19 protein-coding genes are annotated in these 21,678 nt (G+C 71.1%); 7 read left to right on the forward strand and 12 right to left on the reverse strand.

From position 1 onward, the window contains the following. Nucleotides 1-29 precede the first annotated feature (29 nt). From paaC to BU198_RS33900, 6 genes are all read right to left on the reverse strand, one after another. A complete protein-coding gene (gene paaC, locus BU198_RS33875) occupies nt 30-1,016 on the reverse strand; it encodes a 1,2-phenylacetyl-CoA epoxidase subunit PaaC (RefSeq protein ID WP_188300676.1) in 987 nt (328 codons plus the stop codon). 13 nt (nt 1,017-1,029) lie between these two features. Further along, a complete protein-coding gene (gene paaB / locus BU198_RS33880) occupies nt 1,030-1,323 on the reverse strand; it encodes a 1,2-phenylacetyl-CoA epoxidase subunit PaaB (protein WP_030056311.1) in 294 nt (97 codons plus the stop codon). Next, nucleotides 1,320-2,396 carry a 1,2-phenylacetyl-CoA epoxidase subunit PaaA gene (gene paaA, locus BU198_RS33885; protein ID WP_188300677.1) on the reverse strand — a complete coding sequence of 359 codons (1,077 nt, stop codon included), beginning with the start codon at nt 2,394-2,396 and terminating at the stop codon, nt 1,320-1,322. The genes paaB and paaA overlap by 4 nt, the downstream gene beginning before the upstream one ends. A 281-nt stretch (nt 2,397-2,677) precedes the next feature. Further along, entirely contained in the window at nt 2,678-3,946 is a 1,269-nt protein-coding gene (locus BU198_RS33890) for a M20 family metallopeptidase (RefSeq protein ID WP_317620441.1), read from the reverse strand. 1,101 nt (nt 3,947-5,047) lie between these two features. Next, entirely contained in the window at nt 5,048-5,707 is a 660-nt protein-coding gene (locus tag BU198_RS33895) for a response regulator (protein WP_188300678.1), read from the reverse strand. Continuing rightward, a complete protein-coding gene (locus BU198_RS33900) occupies nt 5,704-7,152 on the reverse strand; it encodes a sensor histidine kinase (protein WP_188300679.1) in 1,449 nt (482 codons plus the stop codon). Before BU198_RS33900 ends, BU198_RS33895 begins: the two co-directional genes overlap by 4 nt. A gap of 235 nt (nt 7,153-7,387) precedes the next feature. Here BU198_RS33900 and BU198_RS33905 point away from each other — a divergent pair, with 235 nt between their 5' ends. The 4 genes from BU198_RS33905 (at nt 7,388) to BU198_RS33920 (ending at nt 10,493) form a co-directional block, all read left to right on the forward strand. Beyond that, entirely contained in the window at nt 7,388-8,305 is a 918-nt protein-coding gene (locus BU198_RS33905) for a class I SAM-dependent methyltransferase (protein WP_188300680.1), read from the forward strand. A 50-nt stretch (nt 8,306-8,355) separates the two neighbouring features. Next, the gene (locus tag BU198_RS33910) at nt 8,356-8,658 is read left to right on the forward strand and encodes a GNAT family N-acetyltransferase (protein WP_188300681.1); all 303 of its coding nucleotides are present in this window, start codon (nt 8,356-8,358) and stop codon (nt 8,656-8,658) included. 234 nt (nt 8,659-8,892) lie between these two features. Beyond that, nucleotides 8,893-9,480: a TetR family transcriptional regulator gene (locus BU198_RS33915; protein WP_188300682.1), complete on the forward strand. Its 588-nt coding sequence runs from the start codon at nt 8,893-8,895 to the stop codon at nt 9,478-9,480. Nucleotides 9,481-9,584: 104 nt separating this feature from the next. Next, nucleotides 9,585-10,493 carry an ADP-ribosylglycohydrolase family protein gene (locus BU198_RS33920; RefSeq protein ID WP_188300683.1) on the forward strand — a complete coding sequence of 303 codons (909 nt, stop codon included), beginning with the start codon at nt 9,585-9,587 and terminating at the stop codon, nt 10,491-10,493. Between the two features lie 61 nt (nt 10,494-10,554). Here BU198_RS33920 and BU198_RS33925 read toward each other — a convergent pair whose 3' ends face one another. Both BU198_RS33925 and BU198_RS33930 read right to left on the reverse strand, forming a co-directional pair. Beyond that, nucleotides 10,555-10,818: a GlsB/YeaQ/YmgE family stress response membrane protein gene (locus BU198_RS33925; RefSeq protein ID WP_188300684.1), complete on the reverse strand. Its 264-nt coding sequence runs from the start codon at nt 10,816-10,818 to the stop codon at nt 10,555-10,557. Between the two features lie 197 nt (nt 10,819-11,015). Continuing rightward, entirely contained in the window at nt 11,016-11,282 is a 267-nt protein-coding gene (locus BU198_RS33930) for a GlsB/YeaQ/YmgE family stress response membrane protein (protein WP_188300685.1), read from the reverse strand. 181 nt (nt 11,283-11,463) lie between these two features. Between BU198_RS33930 and BU198_RS33935 the strand changes: the two genes are divergently transcribed. The 3 genes from BU198_RS33935 (at nt 11,464) to BU198_RS33945 (ending at nt 16,539) form a co-directional block, all read left to right on the forward strand. Beyond that, entirely contained in the window at nt 11,464-12,708 is a 1,245-nt protein-coding gene (locus BU198_RS33935) for a glycosyltransferase (RefSeq protein WP_188300686.1), read from the forward strand. A gap of 184 nt (nt 12,709-12,892) precedes the next feature. After that, the gene (locus tag BU198_RS33940; RefSeq protein ID WP_188300687.1) at nt 12,893-14,902 is read left to right on the forward strand and encodes an AAA family ATPase; all 2,010 of its coding nucleotides are present in this window, start codon (nt 12,893-12,895) and stop codon (nt 14,900-14,902) included. Beyond that, on the forward strand, nt 14,890-16,539 hold the full coding sequence (locus tag BU198_RS33945) for a UvrD-helicase domain-containing protein (RefSeq protein ID WP_188300688.1): 1,650 nt from the start codon (nt 14,890-14,892) through the stop codon (nt 16,537-16,539). The genes BU198_RS33940 and BU198_RS33945 overlap by 13 nt, the downstream gene beginning before the upstream one ends. A 28-nt stretch (nt 16,540-16,567) precedes the next feature. Here BU198_RS33945 and BU198_RS33950 read toward each other — a convergent pair whose 3' ends face one another. From BU198_RS33950 to BU198_RS33965, 4 genes are all read right to left on the reverse strand, one after another. Next, a complete protein-coding gene (locus BU198_RS33950; RefSeq protein ID WP_188300689.1) occupies nt 16,568-18,115 on the reverse strand; it encodes an NCS1 family nucleobase:cation symporter-1 in 1,548 nt (515 codons plus the stop codon). 113 nt (nt 18,116-18,228) lie between these two features. Further along, entirely contained in the window at nt 18,229-19,242 is a 1,014-nt protein-coding gene (locus BU198_RS33955; protein WP_188300690.1) for a TIGR03842 family LLM class F420-dependent oxidoreductase, read from the reverse strand. Nucleotides 19,243-19,356: 114 nt separating this feature from the next. Next, complete coding sequence (gene hydA, locus BU198_RS33960) at nt 19,357-20,787, reverse strand: dihydropyrimidinase (protein ID WP_188300691.1); 1,431 nt, start codon at nt 20,785-20,787, stop codon at nt 19,357-19,359. A gap of 11 nt (nt 20,788-20,798) precedes the next feature. Next, the gene (locus BU198_RS33965) at nt 20,799-21,641 is read right to left on the reverse strand and encodes a nitrilase-related carbon-nitrogen hydrolase (protein WP_188300692.1); all 843 of its coding nucleotides are present in this window, start codon (nt 21,639-21,641) and stop codon (nt 20,799-20,801) included. Nucleotides 21,642-21,678: the final 37 nt, after the last annotated feature.

The raw sequence follows: 21,678 nt of genomic DNA on the forward strand, positions 1-21,678 counted from the left end.
GCCCGTTGAGTCCATGGCGCGGTCGCCCGTCACCAGGTCGCTCCCGGGTGGGCTCGGGCCACCACCTGGAACTCGGCGAGCAGCGGGCCGAGCGCCTCGGTGTGCACGCCGTCCCGGCCGGCCAGGCCGAGGACGGTGGCCAGCGGCGGCACGTCCGGCACCGTCAGCCCGGCCTCGGTGAGGACGGCCGTGAGCGAGCGCAGCACCGGTTCACGCACCGTCCCCGGGTCGACGCCCGCCCGCAGCTCCACCGGGTGCGCCGTGAACAGCTCCTCCAGCAGCGGCCAGACGGCGTCCAGCCCGGCCTGCATCCGCTCGGCGGAGTACGGCGTGCCGTCGCCGAGGCGCAGCGTCCAGGCGGTGGCGTACTCCCGGTGGTACGCCAGCTCCTTGACACCCCGGGCGGCGACCGCGGCCACGACCGGGTCGGGATGTGCGCTCAGCGCCTCGTACAGGGCGCCGCGCGCGGTGGCGAACAGCAGCAGCCGGGCGATCGAGTACGCGAAGTCTCCGTTCGGCGTCTCGACCAGGCGGACGTTGCGGAAGTCCTGCTCCTCGCGCCAGTACGCCAGGTCGTCCTCGGTGCGGCCGGTGCCGTCCGCCTGGCCGGCCCGGGTGAGCAGCAGGCGGGCCTGGCCGAGCAGGTCGAGGCCCAGGTTGGCGAGCGCGACCTCCTCCTCCAGCTCGGGCGCGCGGGTGCACCACTCGATCAGCCGCTGGGCGAGGATCAGGGCGTCGTCGCCCAGCATCCGGCAGTAGGCGGCGAGGTCGGCGCCGTCCAGACCGGCGGGCAGGGCGGTGTCCACGCCGAGCAGCGGGTCGGCGAAGCCCGTCCCGTACGCCCAGCGGCCCTCGCCCTCGGGGCCGGGGGTCGCCCCGGCGAGGCTGAGGTAGACGTGGTCGTCCCGGTCGGCGCCGGTGCCTGAGGTGCTGGTGCCTGCGGTGCGGGTGCCTGCGGTGCGGGTGCCTGCGGTGCCGGTGGACGTGGCGCTGGTGGACGTGGTGTGGTCGTGCACGGTGGCTCCCCCGTCAGATGTGCGGGACATCCTCGGGGATGTCGTAGAACGTCGGGTGGCGGTAGACCTTGTCGCCGCTGGGTTCGAAGAACGGGTCGCGCTCGTCCGGGGTGGAGGCGGTGATCGCGTCCGAGCGGACCACCCAGAGGCTGACGCCCTCGTTGCGACGGGTGTACAGGTCACGGGCGGCGAGCAGGGCCATCCGGTCGTCGGCGGCGTGCAGCGATCCGACGTGGACGTGGTTCAGTCCGCGCCGGGGGCGCACGAACACCTCGTAGAGCGGCCAGCCGGCCTTGGACTCGGTCACTTTCCGTTCTCCTGTTCGATGGCGGGCCGGGCGGCGGGCCGGGGATCGTGCCGGGGATCGTGCCGGGCGTCCTGCCGGGCTTCCTGTTCGGCGGTGCGCTTGGCCGCGTAGGCGACGGCCGCCTCGCGCACCCAGGCGCCGTCCTCGTGGGCGGCGCGGCGGCGTTCGATCCGCTGGGCGTTGCAGGGGCCCTGGCCCTGGATGACCCTGGTCAGCTCGGACCAGTCCGGCTCGCCGAAGTCCCAGGCGTCGCGTTCCTCGTTCCAGCGCAGCTCGGGGTCCGGGAGGGTGACGCCCAGGTGCTCGGCCTGCGGGACGGTCATGTCGACGAAGCGCTGCCGCAGCTCGTCGTTGCTGTGCCGCTTGATCCGCCAGGCCATCGAGCGGGCGGTGTTCGGCGAGGCCGCGTCCGAGGGGCCGAACATCATCAGCGACGGCCACCACCAGCGGTCCACCGCGTCCTGGACCATCCGGCGCTGGCCCTCGGTGCCGCGCATCAGCGTCATCAGGAGCTCGTAGCCCTGGCGCTGGTGGAAGGACTCCTCCTTGCAGATCCGCACCATCGCCCGGGCGTACGGGCCGTAGCTGCAACGGCAGAGCGGGACCTGGTTGCAGATCGCGGCACCGTCCACCAGCCAGCCGATCACGCCGACGTCGGCGAAGGTGAGGGTCGGGTAGTTGAAGATCGAGGAGTACTTCTGTCGGCCGGAGATCAGCTTCTCGGTCAGTTCCGCGCGGTCGACGCCGAGGGTCTCGGCCGCGGCGTAGAGGTAGAGGCCGTGACCGGCCTCGTCCTGGGCCTTGGCGAGCAGGATCGCCTTGCGGCGCAGGGACGGGGCCCGGGTCAGCCAGTTGCCCTCGGGCTGCATGCCGATGATCTCGGAGTGGGCGTGTTGGGCGATCTGGCGGATCAGGGTGGCCCGGTAGGCGTCGGGCATCCAGTCCCTGGGCTCGATCCGCTGCTCGGCGGCGACGACCGCCTCGAACCGTTCCTCCGGCGTCTGCACGGGGAGCGCCTCGGCCACCTCTGCTGTCACCACGGTCCCCTCTCGTGTCCTGCCCGGCGGTCGCATGGATGCCGACCAACCGACTGACCGTTCGGTCGGTACCATTCTGCGCGGCGGGGTGGAGGGATGGCAAGGTGCGAAACAGATAACAGCTGACAGATTTCAGAATCTGTCAGCTGTTATCTGTCGGCTGCTATCTGTTCGCTGTCATTTGTTCGCTGTCATCTGTTCGCTGCCGCCGCCTGCGGGCGCCTGGCTGTCGCTACGACTGCTGCTGCCTGTCAGCTGTCGCCCGCCGGCTGATTCCCGTCAGCCGTCAGCGGCTCCCCCGCCTGCTCCCCGCCGGCTCACCCCTCCGCGCGGTCGCGCAGTCGCGGCAACGGCACCGCGAGCAGTGCCGCCAGCAGGGCGATCCGGGGAGCGATCTGGTCGAGCCGGATGTACTCGTGCCGGGCGTGGGCCCCGGCACCCACCGCACCGAAGCCGTCCAGGGTCGGGAGTCCGCGCGAGCCCGGCAGGTTGGTGTCCCCCGCCCCGCCCGCCGGGGCGCCGTCCAGGTGCTGCCCGAGCACCGCGGCAAGTGAGCGCACGTGCCGCAGCAGCGGGTTGCCGGTCCGCTCGGGCCAGGCCGGACGGCTGGACAGCACCTCCGTACGGACCCTGGCGCCCGGACGCAGCGCGGTGAGCCGGGCGAGGTTGTCGAGCGTACGGCGCTGCGCCTCGACGGTGGCGAACCGCAGGCCCAGCTCGGCCTCGGCCCGACCGGCGATCACGTTGGCACGCGAACCACCGCTGATCCGACCGGCGTTGAGTTCGGTGCCGGGCTGTCCGGCGAGGTCGCGCACCAGCACCAGCTGATCCACCAGCTCGTCGACCGCGGACACCCCGTCCTGGGCGTCATTGCCCGCGTGCGCCTCGCGGCCGGTCACGGTGAGCCGCACCCGGGTGCTGCCGCGCCGCGCGGTCTTCAACCGGCCGTCGGGGTGCGGCGGTTCGAGCCCGAGCACCGCTGCCGCGCCCCGCAGCTGGCGCTCGACCAGGAGCCGCCCGTCCGGGCTACCCACCTCCTCATCGGAGACCACGACCAGGCGGACGGTCCGGTGCGGACGCTCGCCCAGGTCCGCGAGCAGCGCCAACGCGCCCTCCAGGATGGCCAGTCCGCCCTTCATGTCGACCACGCCGGGGCCGGTGAGCCGGCCGTCCTGCTCCGTCACCGGCCAGTCCGTGAGGGTGCCGACCGGCCAGACCGTGTCGTGATGCCCGACGATCAGCAGGTGCGGCAGGGACTCGTCCCGCCCTTCCCACTCCAGCACGAGGTGGTCCCCAGCCGGTCCGGGTTCGCGACGGGCGGTGGCGCCGGTGGAGCGGAAGCCGGCGGCCAACTCTTCGGCCAGGGCGTCGAGTCTGGGAGCGTCCCCGCTGGGCGACTCGATCCGCGCCAGGTCGGCGCAACGGCGCCGGACCGCTCCGGCGAGGGTACGGGCGCGGGCACTGAGCGCCTGTGGCACACCGGGCAGCGCCGTGGTGACGGTGGCGGCTGCCCCCGCGACGGTGGCCGCCGGGTCTGCCGCGGGCTTCGCGACAACGGCCTTCGCGACCGGCGTCTTCGCGGCCACGACTGTGGTGAGGGCGGGATTCGTGAGGGCGGACGTGAGAGCCGACGTGGCGGCTGCGGTCCTGGCTCCAGCCGCTTTGGTTCCGGCAGCCGTGACTCCGGCGGCCTTGGTCCCGAGGGCTTTCGCGGCACCGGACTTGGCCGCGGTCACCTGAGCCGACGGACCCGGAGCCGCCGCGGCAGCTGCCGTGCCGCCGGCGGCGGTTGTGGCGGCCGTGGTGCCTGTGACAGTTGTGGCGGCTGTGGTGGCCGGGGCGGCTTTGGCGGCTGCGGCGAGGGCTTCGCCGTCGGTGGCGGCCGGAACGGTGACCGGCGTCGGGGCGGGTTCCGTGGCGGCGCCCGGCACGGCGGGCGACCCGACGATCTGGGGACTCAACGCTCGCCTCCGCGGCCGCCGCCGGTATTCAGCGGCCGTACCGGCCGCCCGCTCCCGCCCGGGTACCAGGCCCGGCCGGACCGCACCGGACGGCCGGGATGCTGGGCGGCCCACCGGATCGGCCTGTCTGGCCCAAGTACGGTGGAACGGTTGGGCGGCGTGCTTGGCATGTGCGTCCTCCTCGCTCGATCCGGGGCCCCGGTCCGCCCGGAGCCCCGTTGGACGGCGGCTTCCTGGCGGCGGGCGCAGTGGCCGGACCGCCGCAGGGAAAGCCGAGATGTGAGCCTAGAAGAACCGTTCGGTTTCCTGCGAGGTGGCCCTGCTCCCAGCGTGCCGGTGCCGGGCCCCGCTGCGGGCACCCGCCCCCGCGATCGACGCGGGCGCTCGGCGCGCGGGCCTGGATCGGCGCGCGGGCGCGGTCGCCGGATCGCGCCCATCTCCACCATGGACCCGCCGCCCGAGTTCGGCAGCGCAAACGGCCAAGCCGCTGCATTTCCACGCCGGATGGGTGACAGCGACTCAGCACGCGGTACGAACCGGGGGCACGCGGCGGCTCAGGGAAGCCCGCTTCGGCATCCGCCATGACCCCACGGGAACGTCCGGGGAACGCCCGTGTGAACACCGGCCGATACCGTGCCCCGATGTGCCCCGGCGAGCCCCGGCATGCTTCGGCTGCCGCCCTCGGGCACGAACCCCCGTCCTCCGCCCGCCCTCAGCCGTCCCTCCTCAGCCGCCGTCGCCCACCAGCCCGGCATCGCGCGCGAGCAGCGCCGCCTGCACCCGGTTGCCGACGCCGAGCCCGGTCAGGATCCGGCTGACGTGCGCCTTGACGGTGCCCTCGCGCATCCCGAGCGCTCCCGCGATCTCGGCGTTGGAGAGACCGTCGGCGAGTTCACGCAGCACGTCGGTCTCCCTCGGGGTGAGCCCGGCGACCCGGTTGCGGGCGGCCACCGACCGGGGCGCCCCGACCCGGTGGTAGCGGTCGATCAGCCGCCGCGCGGCCGCCGGGTGCAGCATGCCCTGGCCGCCCGCGACGACGTGGACGGCCCGGGCGATCTCCGCCGGCGGGGTGTCCTTGAGCAGGAAGCCGTCCGCCCCGGCCGCGAGCGCCTGGTACACGTACTCGTCCAGGTCGAAGGTGGTGAGCGCGATGACCCGCGGGCCGTCCGGGAGTTCACGCAGCCGCCGGGTCGCGGCGATGCCGTCGAGCCGGGGCATCCGGATGTCCATCAGCGCGACGTCGATCCGGCGGCTCGCGGCGAGTTCCACGGCTTGCAGGCCGTCGGCAGCCTCCGCGACCACGGTGAGCGCCGGGTCCTGGGCCAGAAGATCGACCAGGCCGAGGCGCACCAGCGCGTCATCGTCGACCACCATCGTTCGGATCATGCGGCGTCCTCCGGGTGCTGCTTCGGCTCCTGCAACGGCTCCTGCTGCGATTCCCGCTGTGACTGCTTCGGCGGCTCCCGCTGCTCGCTCCGCTTCGGCCGCTCCGCCCGTCGCACCCCTTGCGCCCCTCGCACCCCTTCCTGCGACTGCCGTGCTCCTCGCGTCCCTTGCTCGGACTTCCGCATGGCCCACCCCGGCCGCTGGGCCGGACCGTCGCCATGGGCCGGGTCCGAGTCCGGCACCGCCAGTGGCGGACGGTCCGGCGTGGGTAACCGGGCGGAGAGCCGGAAGCCGCCGCTGCCGTCCGGACCCGTGTCGAGGTGGCCGCCGAGGGCTTCGACCCGTTCGGCCAGCCCCACCAGTCCGTACCCGCCGCCGGTGCCCGGGCCGTCCGGCGGTGCCTGGCCCGGACCGTTTCCGACCTCGACCGTCGTCGCCGGCGCCCCGTAGCCGACCCGGACCGTGACGGGCGCGGCATGGGCGTACTTGCGCGCGTTGGTCAGCGCCTCCTGGACCAGCCGGTGCACGGCCAGCCGGTGGGTGGTCGGTACGGCCTCCGGGTCCCCGGAGAGGACGAGTTCGACCTGCTGCCCGGCCTGAGTGGCCTCGCCGACGAGTTCGGTGAGGTCACGCAGGGCGGGCGCCGGGACGGGGGCGTCCCCGGCGGGTACGGACGGCTCGTCCCCCGCGGCCGGCCGGACCGGCGGGTCGGCCCGCAGGGCCCCCAGGACGTCGCGCAGGTCGTCGAGCGAGCGGGCGGCGGTGGTGCGCAGCAGTTCGAGGCGGTGGGTGAGCCTGGCCTGGTCGGCGGCGACGGTACCGGCCCTGGCCTGGTCGCGCAGCACCCCGGCGTGCAGCACCAGGAGGCTGAGTCGGTGGGCCAGGACGTCGTGCATCTCCCGTGCGATCCGGGCCCGTTCGGCGGATCGTGCCTGTTCGGCGCGCAGCTCGCGCTCGCGGCGCAGCGCGTCGACCTGCTCGTGCAGGGTGCGGATCAGCACGCGTCTGCCGTGCAGCCACAGGCCGACCGCCAGAATAGCGGCCTGGAGCAGGAGTTGGGACCCGGTGGTACCGGCCCAGCCGACCAGCGAGTCCGCGCCCGTCGCCCTGGCCACCGCGATGACCGCGCCGCCCGCCATCGCCGGGCCCGTCCGGCCGAGGTAGGCGAGGTAGAACACGCTGAACAGCCCGGGGAACGCCCGGTTGAAGAGCCCGCCGGTCAGCACCGGCAGCACGGCCGCGGCCACCGGGTGGCGGCGCACGAAGAACAGCGAGAGCGAGGCGAGGGCGGCCACGACCGTACGCGGCAGGCGCAGCGGACCGTCGGTGGTCATCCACTGGGCGAGCGCCTCCTCGGTGGTGAGGGCGAGCAGGCCCAGCAGCAGTAAGGTGTCCGTCCGGGCCCGGTGGTCCGGCCCGTACCAGCCGAGCAGACTCCTGCGCATGGCACTCCTCCTCTCCGCATCCCGAAGGCCTTCCGACCATGCCGGGCGTTCCGTGCGTGTCGGGCCATCCGAGCCGTCCGGACGCCTGTCGTTCATTCCTTCGGGCTCGATGCTAGGGGCGTTCGGCCGCCGGACGCCTCTGTCTTCCGGGTAACCGCACCCTCGACTTTCGTCGGGGGTCAGCGTCGCTGACCGGCCGATTCGCGGCGGTTCCGCCCTGCCTAGCGTCGACGATATGACGAACGGACAGCTCGACGACCACCCCGACTACCCTGCACCCCGGTACAGTTCGCCCGCCGGTGGGGACCACCTGCTGTTCCTCGCCGAGGCCCTGCGCACCTTCCACGACACCGGCGCGCTGGCCCCGAGCGGCCCGGAGCTGGTGAACGCGCTGGTGGTGCCGGTCACCAGCCGCCCGAACCGTCCGATCTCGGTGCTGGAGGTCGGCGCCGGAACGGGAGTGGTGACCCGCCGGCTGGCCCAGGTGCTGCGTCCGGGCGACCGGTTGCACGTCGTCGAGGCGAACGCGCGGTTCGCCGACCGCCTTCGGGAGGACCCGGTGCTGGCCGCCCGCCGGCCGGGGATCGGGCTGCGGCTGTCGGCCTGCCGGATCGAGGAGCTGCCGGAGTGCCGCGTGTCGGCGCCGGAAGGGGCCCGGCCGGAAGGCCGCGCGGAGCGGTACGACGTGATCGTGTCGGGGCTGCCGTTCACCAACTTCGGACCCGCGCAGGTCCGCGACATCCTCGACCGCTATCTGCGACTGCTGAAGCCCGGCGGCGAGCTGACGTACTTCGGGTACCTCGGCACGACGACGGCGCGCACCCTCTTCTCGGGCCCTCGTCGGGGTGCCCGCCACCGCGCGGTGGTGCGGCTGCTGCGACGGTTCGAGACGACGTACGGCCTGGGCGAGCGCACGGTGTGGCGCAACCTGCCGCCCGCCCGCGCCTACTTGCTGCGCGCGCCGGGCGGGCGCGAGGACTGGGCGCCGGGTGGTGGCCCGGCCGTCGAGGCGACGGCCACGACGAGGGCGCCGGACACCACGGAGACGAGCAAGACGTCCGAGACCAGCGAGACGAGCGACACGAGCGAGGCGACGGACACGAAGGCCACGACGGCCGGACCTGCGGGCGGGGCGCCCCCGGCCGCTCGATGATGGACCGGGGCCGGGCCCGGCTCCGACATCTCCGGCAGCGAGGAGCCCCGATGACCCTCTCGGTACGTGACGTGGAAGCCCGGAACCGCTTCGAGGCCTGGGAGGACGGCGAACCGGCGGGCTTCGCCGAGTACCTGCGCAGCGACCGACTGGTGGTCTATCCGCACACCGTGGTCGAGCCCGCTTTCGAAGGCCGGGGCATCGGCAGCGCGCTGGCCCGCGCCGCGCTGGACGACGCCCGTACCCGAGGCCTGTCCGTACTGGCCACCTGCCCCTTCATCAAGGGCTGGATGCTCCGCCACCCCGAGTACACCGACCTCGCGTACGAGAACCGCAGCCGCGTCGCCGACTGACCTCCCGGCGCCGGGAGCCGAGCCCCGACAGGAGGGGAGCCCGTCCGAACAAGTGACAAATGACAATCGACAGATTTCAACTTTCAGATAACAGACGACAGCGAACAGATTTTGAAATCTGTTCGCTGTCGTGCCATAGTGAGACCCGGGCCACCCTCACCTCGCTCAAGGCACCGCACCTACCAACCGCCGTCGCCCCACGACCGACCGACGCCCCCAAGAACGGACCTCCCCGTGACCACGGACAGCACACTCACCGCCGAGCAGATCCTGATCGCGGCGGAGGACGTCCTCCGGCGGTTCGGCCCGGCCAAGGCCACCGTCGTGGACGTCGCCCGCACCCTCGGCGTCAGCCACAGCAGCGTCTACCGTCACTACCCGAGCAAGGCCGCGCTGCGCGAGGCGGTCACCCGGCGCTGGCTCGACCAGGCGCACCACGAGCTGGCGACCATCTCCAACGAGGGCGGACCGGCCTCCGGGCGGCTGCACCGCTGGCTGACCACGCTGTTCACGGCGAAGCGGAAGAAGGCACTGGACGACCCGGAGCTGTTCGCCACCTACATGGTGCTGGTCGAGGAGAACAGCGGCCTGGTGGACGCCCACGTCGACACCCTGGTCGGCCAGATCGCGCAGATCTTCGAGGAGGGCACGGAGGACGGGGAGTTCAAGCTCGCCCACATCCGGAACACCGCCCGCGCCGTCTTCGACGCCACCGGCCCCTTCCACGACCCGGCCTACGCGTCCACCTGGTCCGCCCCCGGCGTCGACGACCGGTTCGAGGCCGTCTGGAAGCTCGTCCTCGGCGGCCTGAGGGCGAAGTGACGGACCGCCGGTGATCGGGCGTCGGCGAGCGGGGAAATCCACTCGCCGACGCCTCGCCCGTCCGGCAGACTGCCGCGCACAGTTGATCTCACCTGGAGGATGACATGCGTGCGGCCGGACCGGTCCTGGACAGCCTGGAGGGGCTCGCCCTCGGCGATGCCTTCGGCGACCGATGGTTCTCGGTCCCGGTGGACGAGGCGCCCGCCGCGCTGGCCGCCCGCCTGGTCCGGCCCGCGCCCTGGCACTGGACCGACGACACCGCGATGGCACTCGTGCTGGTCCGCCACCTGATCGACGCGGGCGAGGTCCGACCGGATGTGCTCGCCGGGGAGTTCGCCGCCGAGTACACCCGCGAGTACGGGCGCAAGTACGGCCCTTCGATGCACCGGGTGCTGCGCGGGATCGGCGCCGGCGGGGACTGGCGCGCCATCACCGCGGGCCAGTTCGAGGGCCAGGGTTCGTACGGGAACGGCGCCGCGATGCGGGTGGCCCCGCTGGGGGCCTGGTTCGCCGATGACCTCGACGCGGTGGCCCGGCAGGCCGAACTCCAGGCGCTCACCACGCACTTCCACCCGGAGGCGGTCGCCGGCGCAGTGGCGGTCGCGCTCGCGGCGGCCCTGGCCGTCCGCAGCCGGGGCGGGGACCCGCCCGGCCGGGCCGAGTTGCTGACCGAGGTCGCCGGACGGCTGCCGGACAGCGATGTCCGCTCCGGGCTGCGGATCGCCGCACGGCTGCCCGGCCACACCAGTGTCCGGCAGGCCGCCAACGTGCTCGGTTCGGGGGCGCTGATCTCCGCCCCGGACACCGTGCCGTTCGCCCTCTGGTCCGCGGCCGGTCACCTGCACTCGCTGCCCGAGGCCGTCTGGCACACCCTGGAGGGCTGGGGCGACATGGACACCACCTGCGCCATCGCCGCCGGCGTGGTCGCCGCCCGGACCGGGCTCGCCCGGGTACCGCCCGAGTGGATCGCCGCGCGCGAGGAACTCCCGGACCGGGTCGCCGAGGTGTCGTAGGCCACCAACTGCCGGTGCCGGTGCCGGCGGCAGCCCGGGGGCGTCCTGGTGAGCCGGGCGGTCAGCGCCGGAAGACGAAGCGGAGCACCCGGTAGGCGAACACCAGGACCAGCGCGCCGCCGATGGCCGACACCCAGGTCGTGACGTCGAGGAAGCTCACCTTCACCGTCCCGTGCATCCAGTGCGAGACGATCCAGGTGCCGATGTAGGAGCCGGTGATGCCGATCAGTGTGCTGCTGATCAGACCGCGCTCACCCCTCGACATCGCCATTCTGGCCAGGGTGCCCGACACCAGGCCCAGCACGATCCACGCCATCCAGCTCATCTGCCGCCCCTTGCGTCATGGGTGTGACGACCCCGTCCGGCCCCCAGGTCCGACCGGAAGGACGTACGAGGACCTCGCATCGTTCCGATGCCCGGAAGGAGCGGCGCCAACCGGCCGCCAGGCCCCGCCGCTCCGGGCGGCGGGGACCCCGTCGGCGGAAGCGGGCGAACGCGGGCGGGCGCTGCCGGACCCGGCGGTCAGCGGCGCGAGTTGCCGAACAGCAACCGGTAGACGATCAGCAGCACCAGGGCTCCGCCGATCGCCGACACCCAGGTCGCCAGGTCGAAGAAGTGCCCGGTGACCGAGCGGTGCATGAAGTGCGACGCGATCCAGCCGCCGACGAAGGACCCGGCGATACCGATCAGCGTGGTCACGATCAGGCCGCCCGGGTCCTTCCCCGGCAGCAGCAACTTGGCCAGCGCACCCGACAGCAGGCCCAGCACGATCCATGCGACGATGCCCATCCGTCATCCCCTCCAGTCCACGGCGCGACGGGCCCCGCCCCGTCCGCTCTGCCCACCAGGACGCCACCCCGGGCGAACCCGGTTCCGTCACCCGCGCAACGGCGTTCGAATCCGGCCCCCGGACGGCCCGCCCACGCGTGGCGTCCTTCCCGCGAACCGTAGGCGCCGAAATACTGCGGCCATGCGCATCCTGATCGCCACCGCCGGCTCCCGGGGCGACGTGGCCCCCTTCACCGGGCTCGGCGTCCGTCTGCGGGCGGCCGGCCATCAGGTGGCCGTCGCCACCCACGACACCTTCGCGGAGCCGGTGCGGGCCGCCGGACTGGAGTTCCGCCCCCTGCCGGTCGACCCGCGCGCCGAACTCGCCTCCGCCGAGGGGCGGCGCCTGCTGCGGGCCGGCGCCGGACCGGGCGCCGTCCTGCAACTACTCCGCCTCGGCAGGCGGTTCATGCCCGCGCTCGGCGACGGCATCGCCGACGCCACCGCGCTCGGCACCGACCTGCTGCTGACCACCAGCACCACCAGCGCGCTCGGCCAGGTCGCCGCCGAGGCGGCGGGCATCCCCAGCATCGGGCTGTACCTCCAACCGCTCGCGCCCACCCGGGAGTTCGCGCCGGCCGTCACCGGCACCCGGTCGCTCGGCCGGTCCGGCAACCTGCTGGCGGGGCACGTCGTCCAGGCCGCGACCGACCGGCTGTTCGTCCCGGCGGTCCGCGGGCTGCGCCGGCGGCTCGGCCTGCCGCCGCACGGCATCGCCGCGGCCCGGCGCAACCACCCCGTCCTGCACGGCTTCTCACCGCTGGTGGTGCCCCGCCCCGCCGACTGGCATCCCCGGCTGGACGTCGCGGGCTACTGGTGGCCGGCCGGACCACCGGACTGGCAGCCCCCGGCCCGGCTGCTCGACTTCCTCGCCGCCGGGCCGCCACCGGTCTTCGTCGGCTTCGGCAGCCTGGTCGTCCCTGAGCCCGAGCGGCTCACCGCGACCGTCCTCGCCGCCGCCCGTGCCGCTCGGGTGCGCCTCCTCCTCCAGTCCGGCTGGAGCGGACTGGCCGCCGAGGACTCGGACTCCGTCCTGACCATCGGCGACACCCCGCACGACTGGCTCTTCCCCCGCACGGCCGCCGTGGTCCACCACGCGGGCGCCGGCACCACGGCCGCCGTCCTCCGCTCGGGAACCCCCACCGTCCCCGTACCGGCGCAACTCGACGCACCGTTCTGGGCCACCCGCCTGACCATGCTCGGCGTCTCCCCCGGCCCCGTCCCGCTGCGCGCCCTCACCCCCTCCCGCCTCGCCGCCGCCCTCCGCCTCACCCTCGACGACCCGCGCCACCGCGCCCGTGCCCAGGCCGTCGCCGCCGCCCTGGCCACCGAGGACGGCACGGCCAAGGTCCTCACCGCCATCGACCGGGTTTCAGCGAACAGTTGACCGACGACCGCCAACTGTTGCGACTGTGCGGGCCGGAAGGGCCACTCGTCGCGCACTGTCATCATCTATTCTGCACAAACACGACTCGGGCACCTCACAAGGACCCGATACTGCGACATGCCCCGTTCGTCACACATGGCGCATGACGTCTGCGTGGCGGGGCGCAGGCATATCAGGAGGCACAGTGCGGCTGACGCAGGTCCAGGTGACCAACTTCCGAGCGCTGAAGCACATCACCGTTCGGGTCGAGGACAATGCCACCCTGATCGTGGGCAGGAACAACAGCGGCAAGACCTCCTTCGCCAGCCTCTTCGACAGGTTCTACGGGACCGACGAGACCCGCTTCGTACCGGAGGACCTGCACACGAGCCGGATCGCACAGATCCAGAAGGCCTTCGGCCGCTACGTCGAAGCTCAGAAGACACCAGCCGAGGATCCCGAACTCCGCAAACAACTCCTTGACGAAGCGCGCGGGCTCTTGCCGGAAATCCGCCTCCTGGCGAGGATCTCCTACACCGTCGAAGACGACCTCGCGCTCCTGTCCGAGATCATCCTCGACCTGGACGAGCGCTGTTTCGACGCCAACCTCGAGGCCGTCCACGCCGTGAAGCGACCGGACGAGTTCCTCGCCCACATCAAGGAGACGACGGCGAGGCAGAAGCAGGCCTTCTCCTGGCAGAAGTATCTGCGCAAGAACTTCTCCTCCTTCTTCGGCACCACCTACTGGGCCGTCTCCGCGAACGCCCCCTCCGTAAGGCGGGAGATCAGCAGCACGACTGCCCGTCGCATCATCACCGTGCGGACCATCCAGGCGCAGACGAAGTTCGACGACACCCCGGCTGACAAGACGCGGACCCTCTCGAAGACCTTCGAGGCCTTCTATAAGGCCAACAGCGGAGAGGACCAACGCGACCAGAACATCGAGAGCATCGACACCGCGCTCTCCGTCGCGTCGGAGTCCATCGACAAGGCCTACGGAGATCTCTTCACGCCCTTCCTCGGCACCTTGCAGGTCTTCGGCGTCGGCTCCATCGATCCGCTCCAGGTACCGCGCATCGTCACCCAGATCGAGCCCGGAGCGATCCTGCGCGGCAGCACCCGGATCCAGTACCCGTCGCCGGACGGCACCCACCACCTGCCGGAAGGTCACAACGGCCTCGGATACAGCAGGCTGATCTTCACTCTCATGCAGGTCACGGACTTCATCCTGACCTGCCAGCGCAGCAAACCACGCCCCGCGCTGCCCCTGCTCTTCATCGAGGAGCCTGAAGCCCATCTGCACCCTCAGATGCAAGAGGTCTTCATCAACAGCATCAAGCGCTTCCTGGAGGCCGGGAACTCGTCGGTCCAGTCGTTCATCACCACCCACTCGTCCCACATTGTGGCCAACAGTGGCTTCAGCGCCGTACGCTACTTCGACTCCAACGGCCCGGACATCGTGGTCAAGGACCTGTCCACGTTTCAGGCGAACACGAAGAAGACCGGCTCCCAGGGCGCCATGACCATGCGGTTCCTGACGCAGTACATGCAGTTGCATCGCTGCGACATGTTCTTCGCCGACAAGGTCATCCTCATCGAGGGCACCGTCGAGCGGCTCCTGCTGCGTCCCATGATCAGCAAATGCGCACCGAAGCTGGAGAGCCAGTACATCTCCGTCATCGAAATCGGCGGAGCCTTCGCTCACCGCTTCAAAGAACTCCTGGAGTTCATCAACGTCCCAACCCTCATCATCACCGACCTCGACTCGGTGGACCCGACAGCGAAAAACGGGCGCTGTTCTCCGGACACCGGGAACGCCGTCACGTCCAACCACACACTGAAGTCTTGGCTCCCTCGGAAAAAGGAGATCAAGACCCTTCTCGACCTGCCTGAAGAGGACAAGAGCACAGGCCGTGTGCGGGTTGCGTACGAGGTACCCGAACACGACGCCGTACCGTGCGGTCGCAGCTTCGAGGACGCGTTCATCGTCGCCAACGCAGGACTGTTCGCACGGAACCTCGACATGTTGGTCCTCAAGGGCGCCTTCACCGCCGTCGCGGGACCGGCACCTTCGTCCGATGACATCACGTCCAACGCCTACGAGATCGCCGAACGGCTCTCCGACACCAAAACCGACTTTGCCTTCGACATCCTGCTCATGGACGGCTGGACCGTCCCGCGTTACATCCGCGAGGGGCTCGAATGGCTGAGCTGACAGTTCTCACTCGAATTCAGCAGGTTCTGGACGCCCGGCGCGACTTCCTCGTTGAGGCCGGCGCGGGGGCCGGGAAGACCACGGCACTGGTCCATTCCCTGCTCTACCTGCTCCGCACCCGCCGGGACGAGCTCGAACGCGCGGGGAAGCGCATCGCCTGCATCACGTACACCAACGTGGCCAAGGAAGAAATCCGCGAGCGCATCGGGGACGACCCCCTCGTGTACGTCGGCACCATCCACGAGTTCCTGTGGATGGCCATCCAGGACCACCAGTCCGAACTCCTGGACGCACTGATCGCCCACAACCAGACGCTGGCTCGTCCACAGGACATGGCCGAGATCAAGGCGAACCTCGTCGTAGAGTACAGCGATCGCCGACGCCGCTATGCCGACGGGCTGATATCTCATGACGAAGTACTCGCCTTGGCCTACACGTTGATCACCACCCGGCCCAAACTCGTACGAATCACAGCAGACCGGTTTCCGGTCATCTTCGTCGATGAGTACCAGGACACCTTCCCCAGGACGATCGAGGTGCTGCTCGACCACTTCGCTGGTTCGGGGACTTCGGTGTGCACCATTGGCCTGTTCGGCGATTCGATGCAGAAGATCTACAACACCGGAGTCGGCAAGGTCACCCATGAACGTCTGGTCAGCTTCACCATGCACGGCAACCACCGCTGTGCCGAGCCGATCGTCGATGTCCTGAACCGAATCCGCCCCGAGTTGCGGCAGGTTCACGACGCTGGCAACACGGACGGCCAGGTGCACCTCTTCCTCACGAGAAAACCGCTCGGTGGGGACGCCGACCCGCGCGACGTGCTCACACCAGTGCTCGATTCCTACGGTTGGGCACCCGAGAGAACCAAGTATCTCGTCCTCACTCATCGCCGCATCGCAGGAGCACTCGGCTACCAGGACCTGCTCGCGCTCTATACCAAGCGCTACGCCACCGGCCGCGACGACCTCCTGGAGGGCACCGAACCCTACGCACAGCTACTGAAGTCCGTCGAGGAACTCAGCAGTGCATTCGAGTCCCGGAACTACGCCCAGTTGACCGCACTGCTCGACGGCGAGCACCTCGCCATCACCAGGCACTCCGACAAGGTCCGTACCACCCGAACGCTCCAGGGCCTCATCGACGTCCGAGGAACGGGAACCGTCGGCGATGTGCTCGACTACGTCATCAGCAGCCGGTTGCTGACTCCCTCCGGGAGAGTCAGGGCAATCGAGCGGACACTTCAGGCCACCGACCTCGACGAACGCGCGCAGAAGGACGCCGACTTCGCAAACGCCCTTCGCGCCCTTTCTTACCATCAGGTCGTCAACCTCACCCGGTTTCGCGATGAACTCACCCCCTTCTCAACCCAACACGGCGTCAAGGGTGCCGAGTTCGAGAACGTCGTCGTCATCATCGACGACCAGGCATGGAATCAGTTCAACGTCGACCGCATGCTCTCGGGCGACGACCACATCAGAGCGCGGGAGACCCGCACCCGCAATCTCTTCTATGTCTGCTGCTCACGCGCCAGGAAACGTCTCGCCGTGGTATTCACCACACCCCTGGGACAGGAGGCCGAGGCGATGGCGAGAGCGTGGTTCGGTAGTGCACACGTACACGAGGGGATGTTCTGACCGCGCCGAAACGAAGTGCCGCGACCCCTCAGACCGATGCCCGGCGGCGGAGGTTGCGGAGGTTGAGGAGGAGGTAGACCGTGGCCGACGCCGTCAGGCCGACCGCCCAGCCGTAGTCGGCGAGCGGCTTGAGGACGGGGATCAGGCCGTCGGCCGGGAAGGGGCCCTGCTTCGCACCGTGGCCGTCGACGGTGGAGTACGAACCGCCGACCGCCAGCACGCCACCCACCAGCAGCGCCGTGACGGCCCGCCAGTTCCACCCGGCCGCGTACCAGTACGCCCCGCCGGGGCGGTAGAGGTCGGCGAGCCGGAGGCGGGTGCGCCGCAGCGCCCAGTAGTCCGCGATCAGCACGCCGCCGACGGTGCCGAGCAGACCGCCGACCACGCCCAGCCAGGTGTAGATGTACACGTGCGGATCGGAGATCAGCCGCCACGGGAGGATCGCGATCCCGACCACCCCCGTGATCAGCGCCCCGGTACGGAAAGTGACGAAGCGGGGCAGCAGGTTGGCGAGGTCGTAGGCCGGCGAGACGACGTTGGCGGCGATGTTCACCGACAGCGTCGCGACCAGGACGGTCAGCAGCGCGAACAGGATGCCGACCGGGTTCTCCATCTTGGCGGCCAGCTGGATCGGGTCCCACACCGGCGCCCCGTACACCGCCTGGGAGCCCGAGGTGACCAGCACGGACAGGAACGCGAAGAGCGTCATGGTCGTCGGCAGACCGAGCGCCTGCCCGCGGATCTGGGCGCGCTGACTGCCGCCGAAACGGGTGAAGTCGGGGATGTTCAGCGACAGGGTGGACCAGAACCCGATCATGCCCATCAGCGCCGGGAAGAAGACCTTCCAGAAGCCACCGCCCCACCCCAGCCCGGACGGCTGGTCGAGCAGCGGACCGAACCCGCCCGCCTTGACGGTGATCCACACCAGCAGCGCGAGCGCACCGGCGATGACGAACGGCGCCGCCCAGTTCTCGAACCGCCGAAGCGCCTCCATCCCCCGCGCGATCAGGGCCATCTCGATCAGCCAGAACAGCAGGAAGGAGAGCCACTGCGTCCACGGGTATCCGCCGAACTCACCTGCTGTGCGCCAGGATTCACCGATCATCTTGCCCGCCAGCAGGAAGATGCCCTCGCCGCCGATCCAGGTCTGGATGCCGAACCAGGCACAGGCCACCGCCGCCCGCAGCAGCGCGGGCAGGTTGGCGCCGCGCAGCCCGAAGGCGGCGCGGGCGAACACCGGGAAGGGAATGCCGTACTTGGTGCCGGCGTGCCCGGTGAGCAGCATCGGCACCAGCACGATCAGGTTGGCGAGCGCGATGGTCAGCACCGCCTGCTTCCAGTCCATGCCGAGCGCGACCAGGCCCGAAGCCAGGGTCCACGACGGGATGTTGTGGGCCATGCCGACCCAGAGCGCGAGGAAGTTGTACGTGGTCCAGGTGCGCCGCGACACCGGCACCGGCCGCAGGTCGTCGCTGGTGAAGCCGTTGGGACGCAACTCCACGTCGGCCGGGTCGAGTTCGACCCGGCCGTCGGGGTGCTGCCGCTGTCTGCCGCCGCTGGTCTCGGTGTCGGGCACGGGCAACTCCCGTCCGCCGCGGGCGAGGCCACGGCTGGGTTCAGGTGGGGGTCACGGGCGGGCTCACGGGCAGGTTCTCAAGCCGGTTCCGAGCGTGGATCGCGGGCGGGACGTCACAGGTGCGGGATGACATCCGTCCCGTAGGCGTCGATGGTGGCCTCGATGGCGTCGTGCATGGCGTAGACGGCGAACTGGTCGACGCCGAGCGAGCGGAGTTCCGCCAGCCGGGCCCGCTGCACCTCGGCCGGGCCGATCAGGCAGAAGCGGTCCACGATCCCGTCCGGGACGAAGGCGGTGTCCGGGTTCCCGGCCCGCCCGTGGTGGCTGTAGTCGTAGCCCTGGCGGTCCTTGATGTAGTCGGTGAGTTCCTCCGGCACCAGGTCGGAGTGCTCGCCGTAGTGGCTGACCAGGTCGGCCACGTGGTTGCCGACCATTCCGCCGAACCAGCGGCACTGCTCCCGGGCGTGGGCGAGGGCCCCGGGCGAGTCGTCGGCGGTGACGTAGGCGGGTGCGGCGACGCAGATGGTGAGCGAGTCCGGGTCCCGGCCGGCCTCGACGGCGGCGGCCCGCACCGCCTTGACCATGAACTCGGTCAGATAGGGATCGGCCAACTGGAGGATGAATCCGTCAGCTTGACGACCGGTCAGGTTCAGTGCCTTCGGCCCGTAAGCGCCCATCCAGATCGGCAGCGACGCACCGGGGCGGATCCACGGCAGGTGCATCTCGACGCCGTCCACCTCGGCGGTGCGCCCCTCGGCCAGCTCCTTGATGGCGTGCATGGCTTCGGAGAGCCGGGCGAGGGTGGCGGGACTCCGCCCGGCCACCCGCATGGCGGAGTCGCCGCGGCCGATGCCGCAGACGGTCCGGTTGCCGTACATGTCGTTGAGCGTGGCGAACAGGGAGGCGGTCACCTCCCAGGTGCGGGTGGAGGGGTTGGTGACCATCGGGCCGACGGTGATCCGCTCGGTCTCGGCGAGGATCCGGCTGTAGATGACGAAGGGCTCCTGCCACAGCACGCAGGAGTCGAAGGTCCAGCCGTGGCTGAACCCGGCCTGTTCGGCCCGGACCATCCGGTCGATGAGCAGCCGGGCGGGCGGGTCGGTCTGAAGGACGAGGCCGATGTCCATGAGGGGCTCCAGATGAGGGGTTCGGCCGCCCGCCCGACCGCCGGTGGGGCGGCCGGGCGGGCGGCCACGGGTGGACCTGCACGGGCGCGGGGACGGGAAGCGGGAGAGGAGGTCTCAGACCAGGTACTGGCAGGTGTCCCGGCGCAGGAAGGCCCCGTGCCCGGCCCGGCCGAGCCACTCCCCGCCGTCCAGCACCACGGTGCCGCGCGACATCACCGTCCGCGCCCGGCCGGTGAGCCGGCGTCCCTCGTAGGCCGAGTAGTCCACGTTCATGTGGTGGGTCACGGCGGAGACGGTCTGCACGGCGGCGGGATCGTAGACCACCAGGTCGGCGTCGGCGCCCGGCGCGATGGTGCCCTTGCGCGGGTGCAGGCCGAACATCCGGGCCGGGGTGGTGCAGGCGATCTCGACCCAGCGGCGCCGGCTGATGTGCCCGTCCACCACGGCCTGGTGGAGCAGGTCCATCCGGTTCTCCACGCCCGGCAGGCCGTTGGGGATCTTCGAGAAGTCGCCGCGGCCCAGTTCCTTCTGGCCGGCGAAGCAGAACGGGCAGTGGTCGGTGGAGACCACCTGGAGGTCGTTGGTGCGCAGCCCGCGCCAGAGCGCCTCCTGGTGCTCACGCGGCCGCAGCGGCGTGCTGCACACGTACTTGGCGCCCTCGAAGCCGTCGGCACCCTCCTCGGCGAGGTTGTCGGTGGAGAGGAAGAGGTACTGCGGGCAGGTCTCGCCGAAGACGTTGTGCCCGGCGTCCCTGGCCGTGGTGAGTTCGGCGAGCGCGGCGGCGGCGGAGACGTGCACGACGTAGAGCGGGCTGCCGGCCACCTGGGCGAGCTTGATCGCCCGGTGGGTGGCCTCGGCCTCCAGCAGTTCGCGGCGGACCTCGCCGTGGTACCGGGGGGCGGTCTTCCCTGCCGCGAGCGCCTGTTCGACCAGGACGTCGATGGCGATGCCGTTCTCCGCGTGCATCATGATCAGCCCGCCGTTGACGGCACTGCGCTGCATGGCGCGCAGGATGCGGCCGTCGTCGCTGTAGAAGACGCCGGGGTAGGCCATGAAGAGCTTGAACGAGGTGGACTCGCCGGAGTCCACGAGGGCGTCCATCTCCTTCAGCACACCGTCGTTGACGTCGGAGACGATGGTGTGGAAGGCGTAGTCGACGGCGCAGTTGCCCTCGGCCTTGGCGTGCCAGGTGTCCAGGCCCTCGCGCAGCGAGCCGCCGACCGGCTGGACGGCGAAGTCGACGATGGTGGTGGTGCCGCCCCAGGCGGCGGCGCGGGTGCCGGTCTCGAAGGTGTCGGAGGCCGCGGTGCCGCCGAACGGCAGCTCCATGTGGGTGTGGGCGTCGACGCCGCCCGGGATGACGTAGTGGCCGGTGGCGTCGATGACGGTGTCGGCGGTCCAGGCCTCGGCGGCGGAGCTGCCGGTGGTGGCGAGGGCGGCGATGCGTTCGCCCTCGATCAGGACGTCGGCGTGGAGTTCCTCGGTGGCGGTGATGACGAGGCCGCCGCTGACGACGGTGCGCCGGCGCGGGTCACTGGTGGTCATCGCGCTGCTCCTCACGCCTCGGCGAGCGGTCCGTAGGCGTCGGGCCGGCGGTCGCGGTAGAACGCCCACTGCTGGCGGACCTGTTCGATCAGGCCGAGGTCGAGGTCCCGGACGACGAGTTCCTCCTCCTTGTCGGAGGCGACCTCGCCGACGAACCGGCCGCGCGGGTCCACGAAGTAGGAGGTGCCGTAGAAGTCGTTGTCGCCGTACTCCTCGGTGCCGACGCGGTTGATCGCGGCGACGAAGTACTCGTTGGCGACGGCCGCGGCGGGCTGTTCGAGCTGCCAGAGGTAGGCGGACAGACCCCGGCTGGTGGCGGAGGGGTTGTAGACGATCTGCGCGCCGGCCAGGCCCAGGGCGCGCCAGCCCTCGGGGAAGTGGCGGTCGTAGCAGATGTAGACCCCGACCCTGCCGACGGCGGTGTCGAACACCGGCCAGCCGAGGTTGCCGGGCTTGAAGTAGTACTTCTCCCAGAAGCCCTTGACCTGCGGGATGTGGTGCTTGCGGTACTTGCCGAGGTAGCTCCCGTCGGCGTCGATGACGGCGGCGGTGTTGTAGTAGACGCCGGTCTGCTCCTCCTCGTAGACCGGGACGACCATCACCAGCCCGAGTTCGCGCGCGAGGTCCCGCATCCGGCGCACGGTCGGGCCGTCCGGGACCGCCTCGGCCCAGCGGTAGTGCTCGGCCTCCTGGACCTGACAGAAGTACGGGGAGTTGAAGACCTCCTGGAAGCCGATGATCTTCGCGCCCTGGGCGGCGGCCTCGCGGGCGTACCGCTCGTGGAGCGCGATCATGCTCTCCTGGTCACCGGTCCAGCGGGTCTGGACGAGCGCGGCACGGACGATCTGCGACATGGGTACCTCCGCAACTCCGCGGTCCGGCCGTGCGGTC

Origin of the sequence: Streptomyces sp. CBMA156 (assembly GCF_014596515.1) — a bacterium.
GTDB lineage: Bacteria > Actinomycetota > Actinomycetes > Streptomycetales > Streptomycetaceae > Kitasatospora.

What these genes read in the sequence shown, in the direction of transcription:
- BU198_RS33955 (WP_188300690.1), bottom strand. Translation starts at nt 19,242, where the DNA reads ATGGACATCGGCCTCGTCCTTCAGACCGACCCGCCCGCCCGGCTGCTC.
- BU198_RS33895 (WP_188300678.1), bottom strand. Translation starts at nt 5,707, where the DNA reads ATGATCCGAACGATGGTGGTCGACGATGACGCGCTGGTGCGCCTCGGC.
- hydA (WP_188300691.1), bottom strand. Translation starts at nt 20,787, where the DNA reads ATGACCACCAGTGACCCGCGCCGGCGCACCGTCGTCAGCGGCGGCCTC.
- BU198_RS33930 (WP_188300685.1), bottom strand. Translation starts at nt 11,282, where the DNA reads ATGGGCATCGTCGCATGGATCGTGCTGGGCCTGCTGTCGGGTGCGCTG.
- BU198_RS33945 (WP_188300688.1), top strand. Translation starts at nt 14,890, where the DNA reads ATGGCTGAGCTGACAGTTCTCACTCGAATTCAGCAGGTTCTGGACGCC.
- BU198_RS33935 (WP_188300686.1), top strand. Translation starts at nt 11,464, where the DNA reads ATGCGCATCCTGATCGCCACCGCCGGCTCCCGGGGCGACGTGGCCCCC.
- BU198_RS33910 (WP_188300681.1), top strand. Translation starts at nt 8,356, where the DNA reads ATGACCCTCTCGGTACGTGACGTGGAAGCCCGGAACCGCTTCGAGGCC.
- BU198_RS33965 (WP_188300692.1), bottom strand. Translation starts at nt 21,641, where the DNA reads ATGTCGCAGATCGTCCGTGCCGCGCTCGTCCAGACCCGCTGGACCGGT.
- BU198_RS33900 (WP_188300679.1), bottom strand. Translation starts at nt 7,152, where the DNA reads ATGCGCAGGAGTCTGCTCGGCTGGTACGGGCCGGACCACCGGGCCCGG.
- BU198_RS33925 (WP_188300684.1), bottom strand. Translation starts at nt 10,818, where the DNA reads ATGAGCTGGATGGCGTGGATCGTGCTGGGCCTGGTGTCGGGCACCCTG.
- paaA (WP_188300677.1), bottom strand. Translation starts at nt 2,396, where the DNA reads ATGCGACCGCCGGGCAGGACACGAGAGGGGACCGTGGTGACAGCAGAG.
- BU198_RS33905 (WP_188300680.1), top strand. Translation starts at nt 7,388, where the DNA reads ATGACGAACGGACAGCTCGACGACCACCCCGACTACCCTGCACCCCGG.
- BU198_RS33920 (WP_188300683.1), top strand. Translation starts at nt 9,585, where the DNA reads ATGCGTGCGGCCGGACCGGTCCTGGACAGCCTGGAGGGGCTCGCCCTC.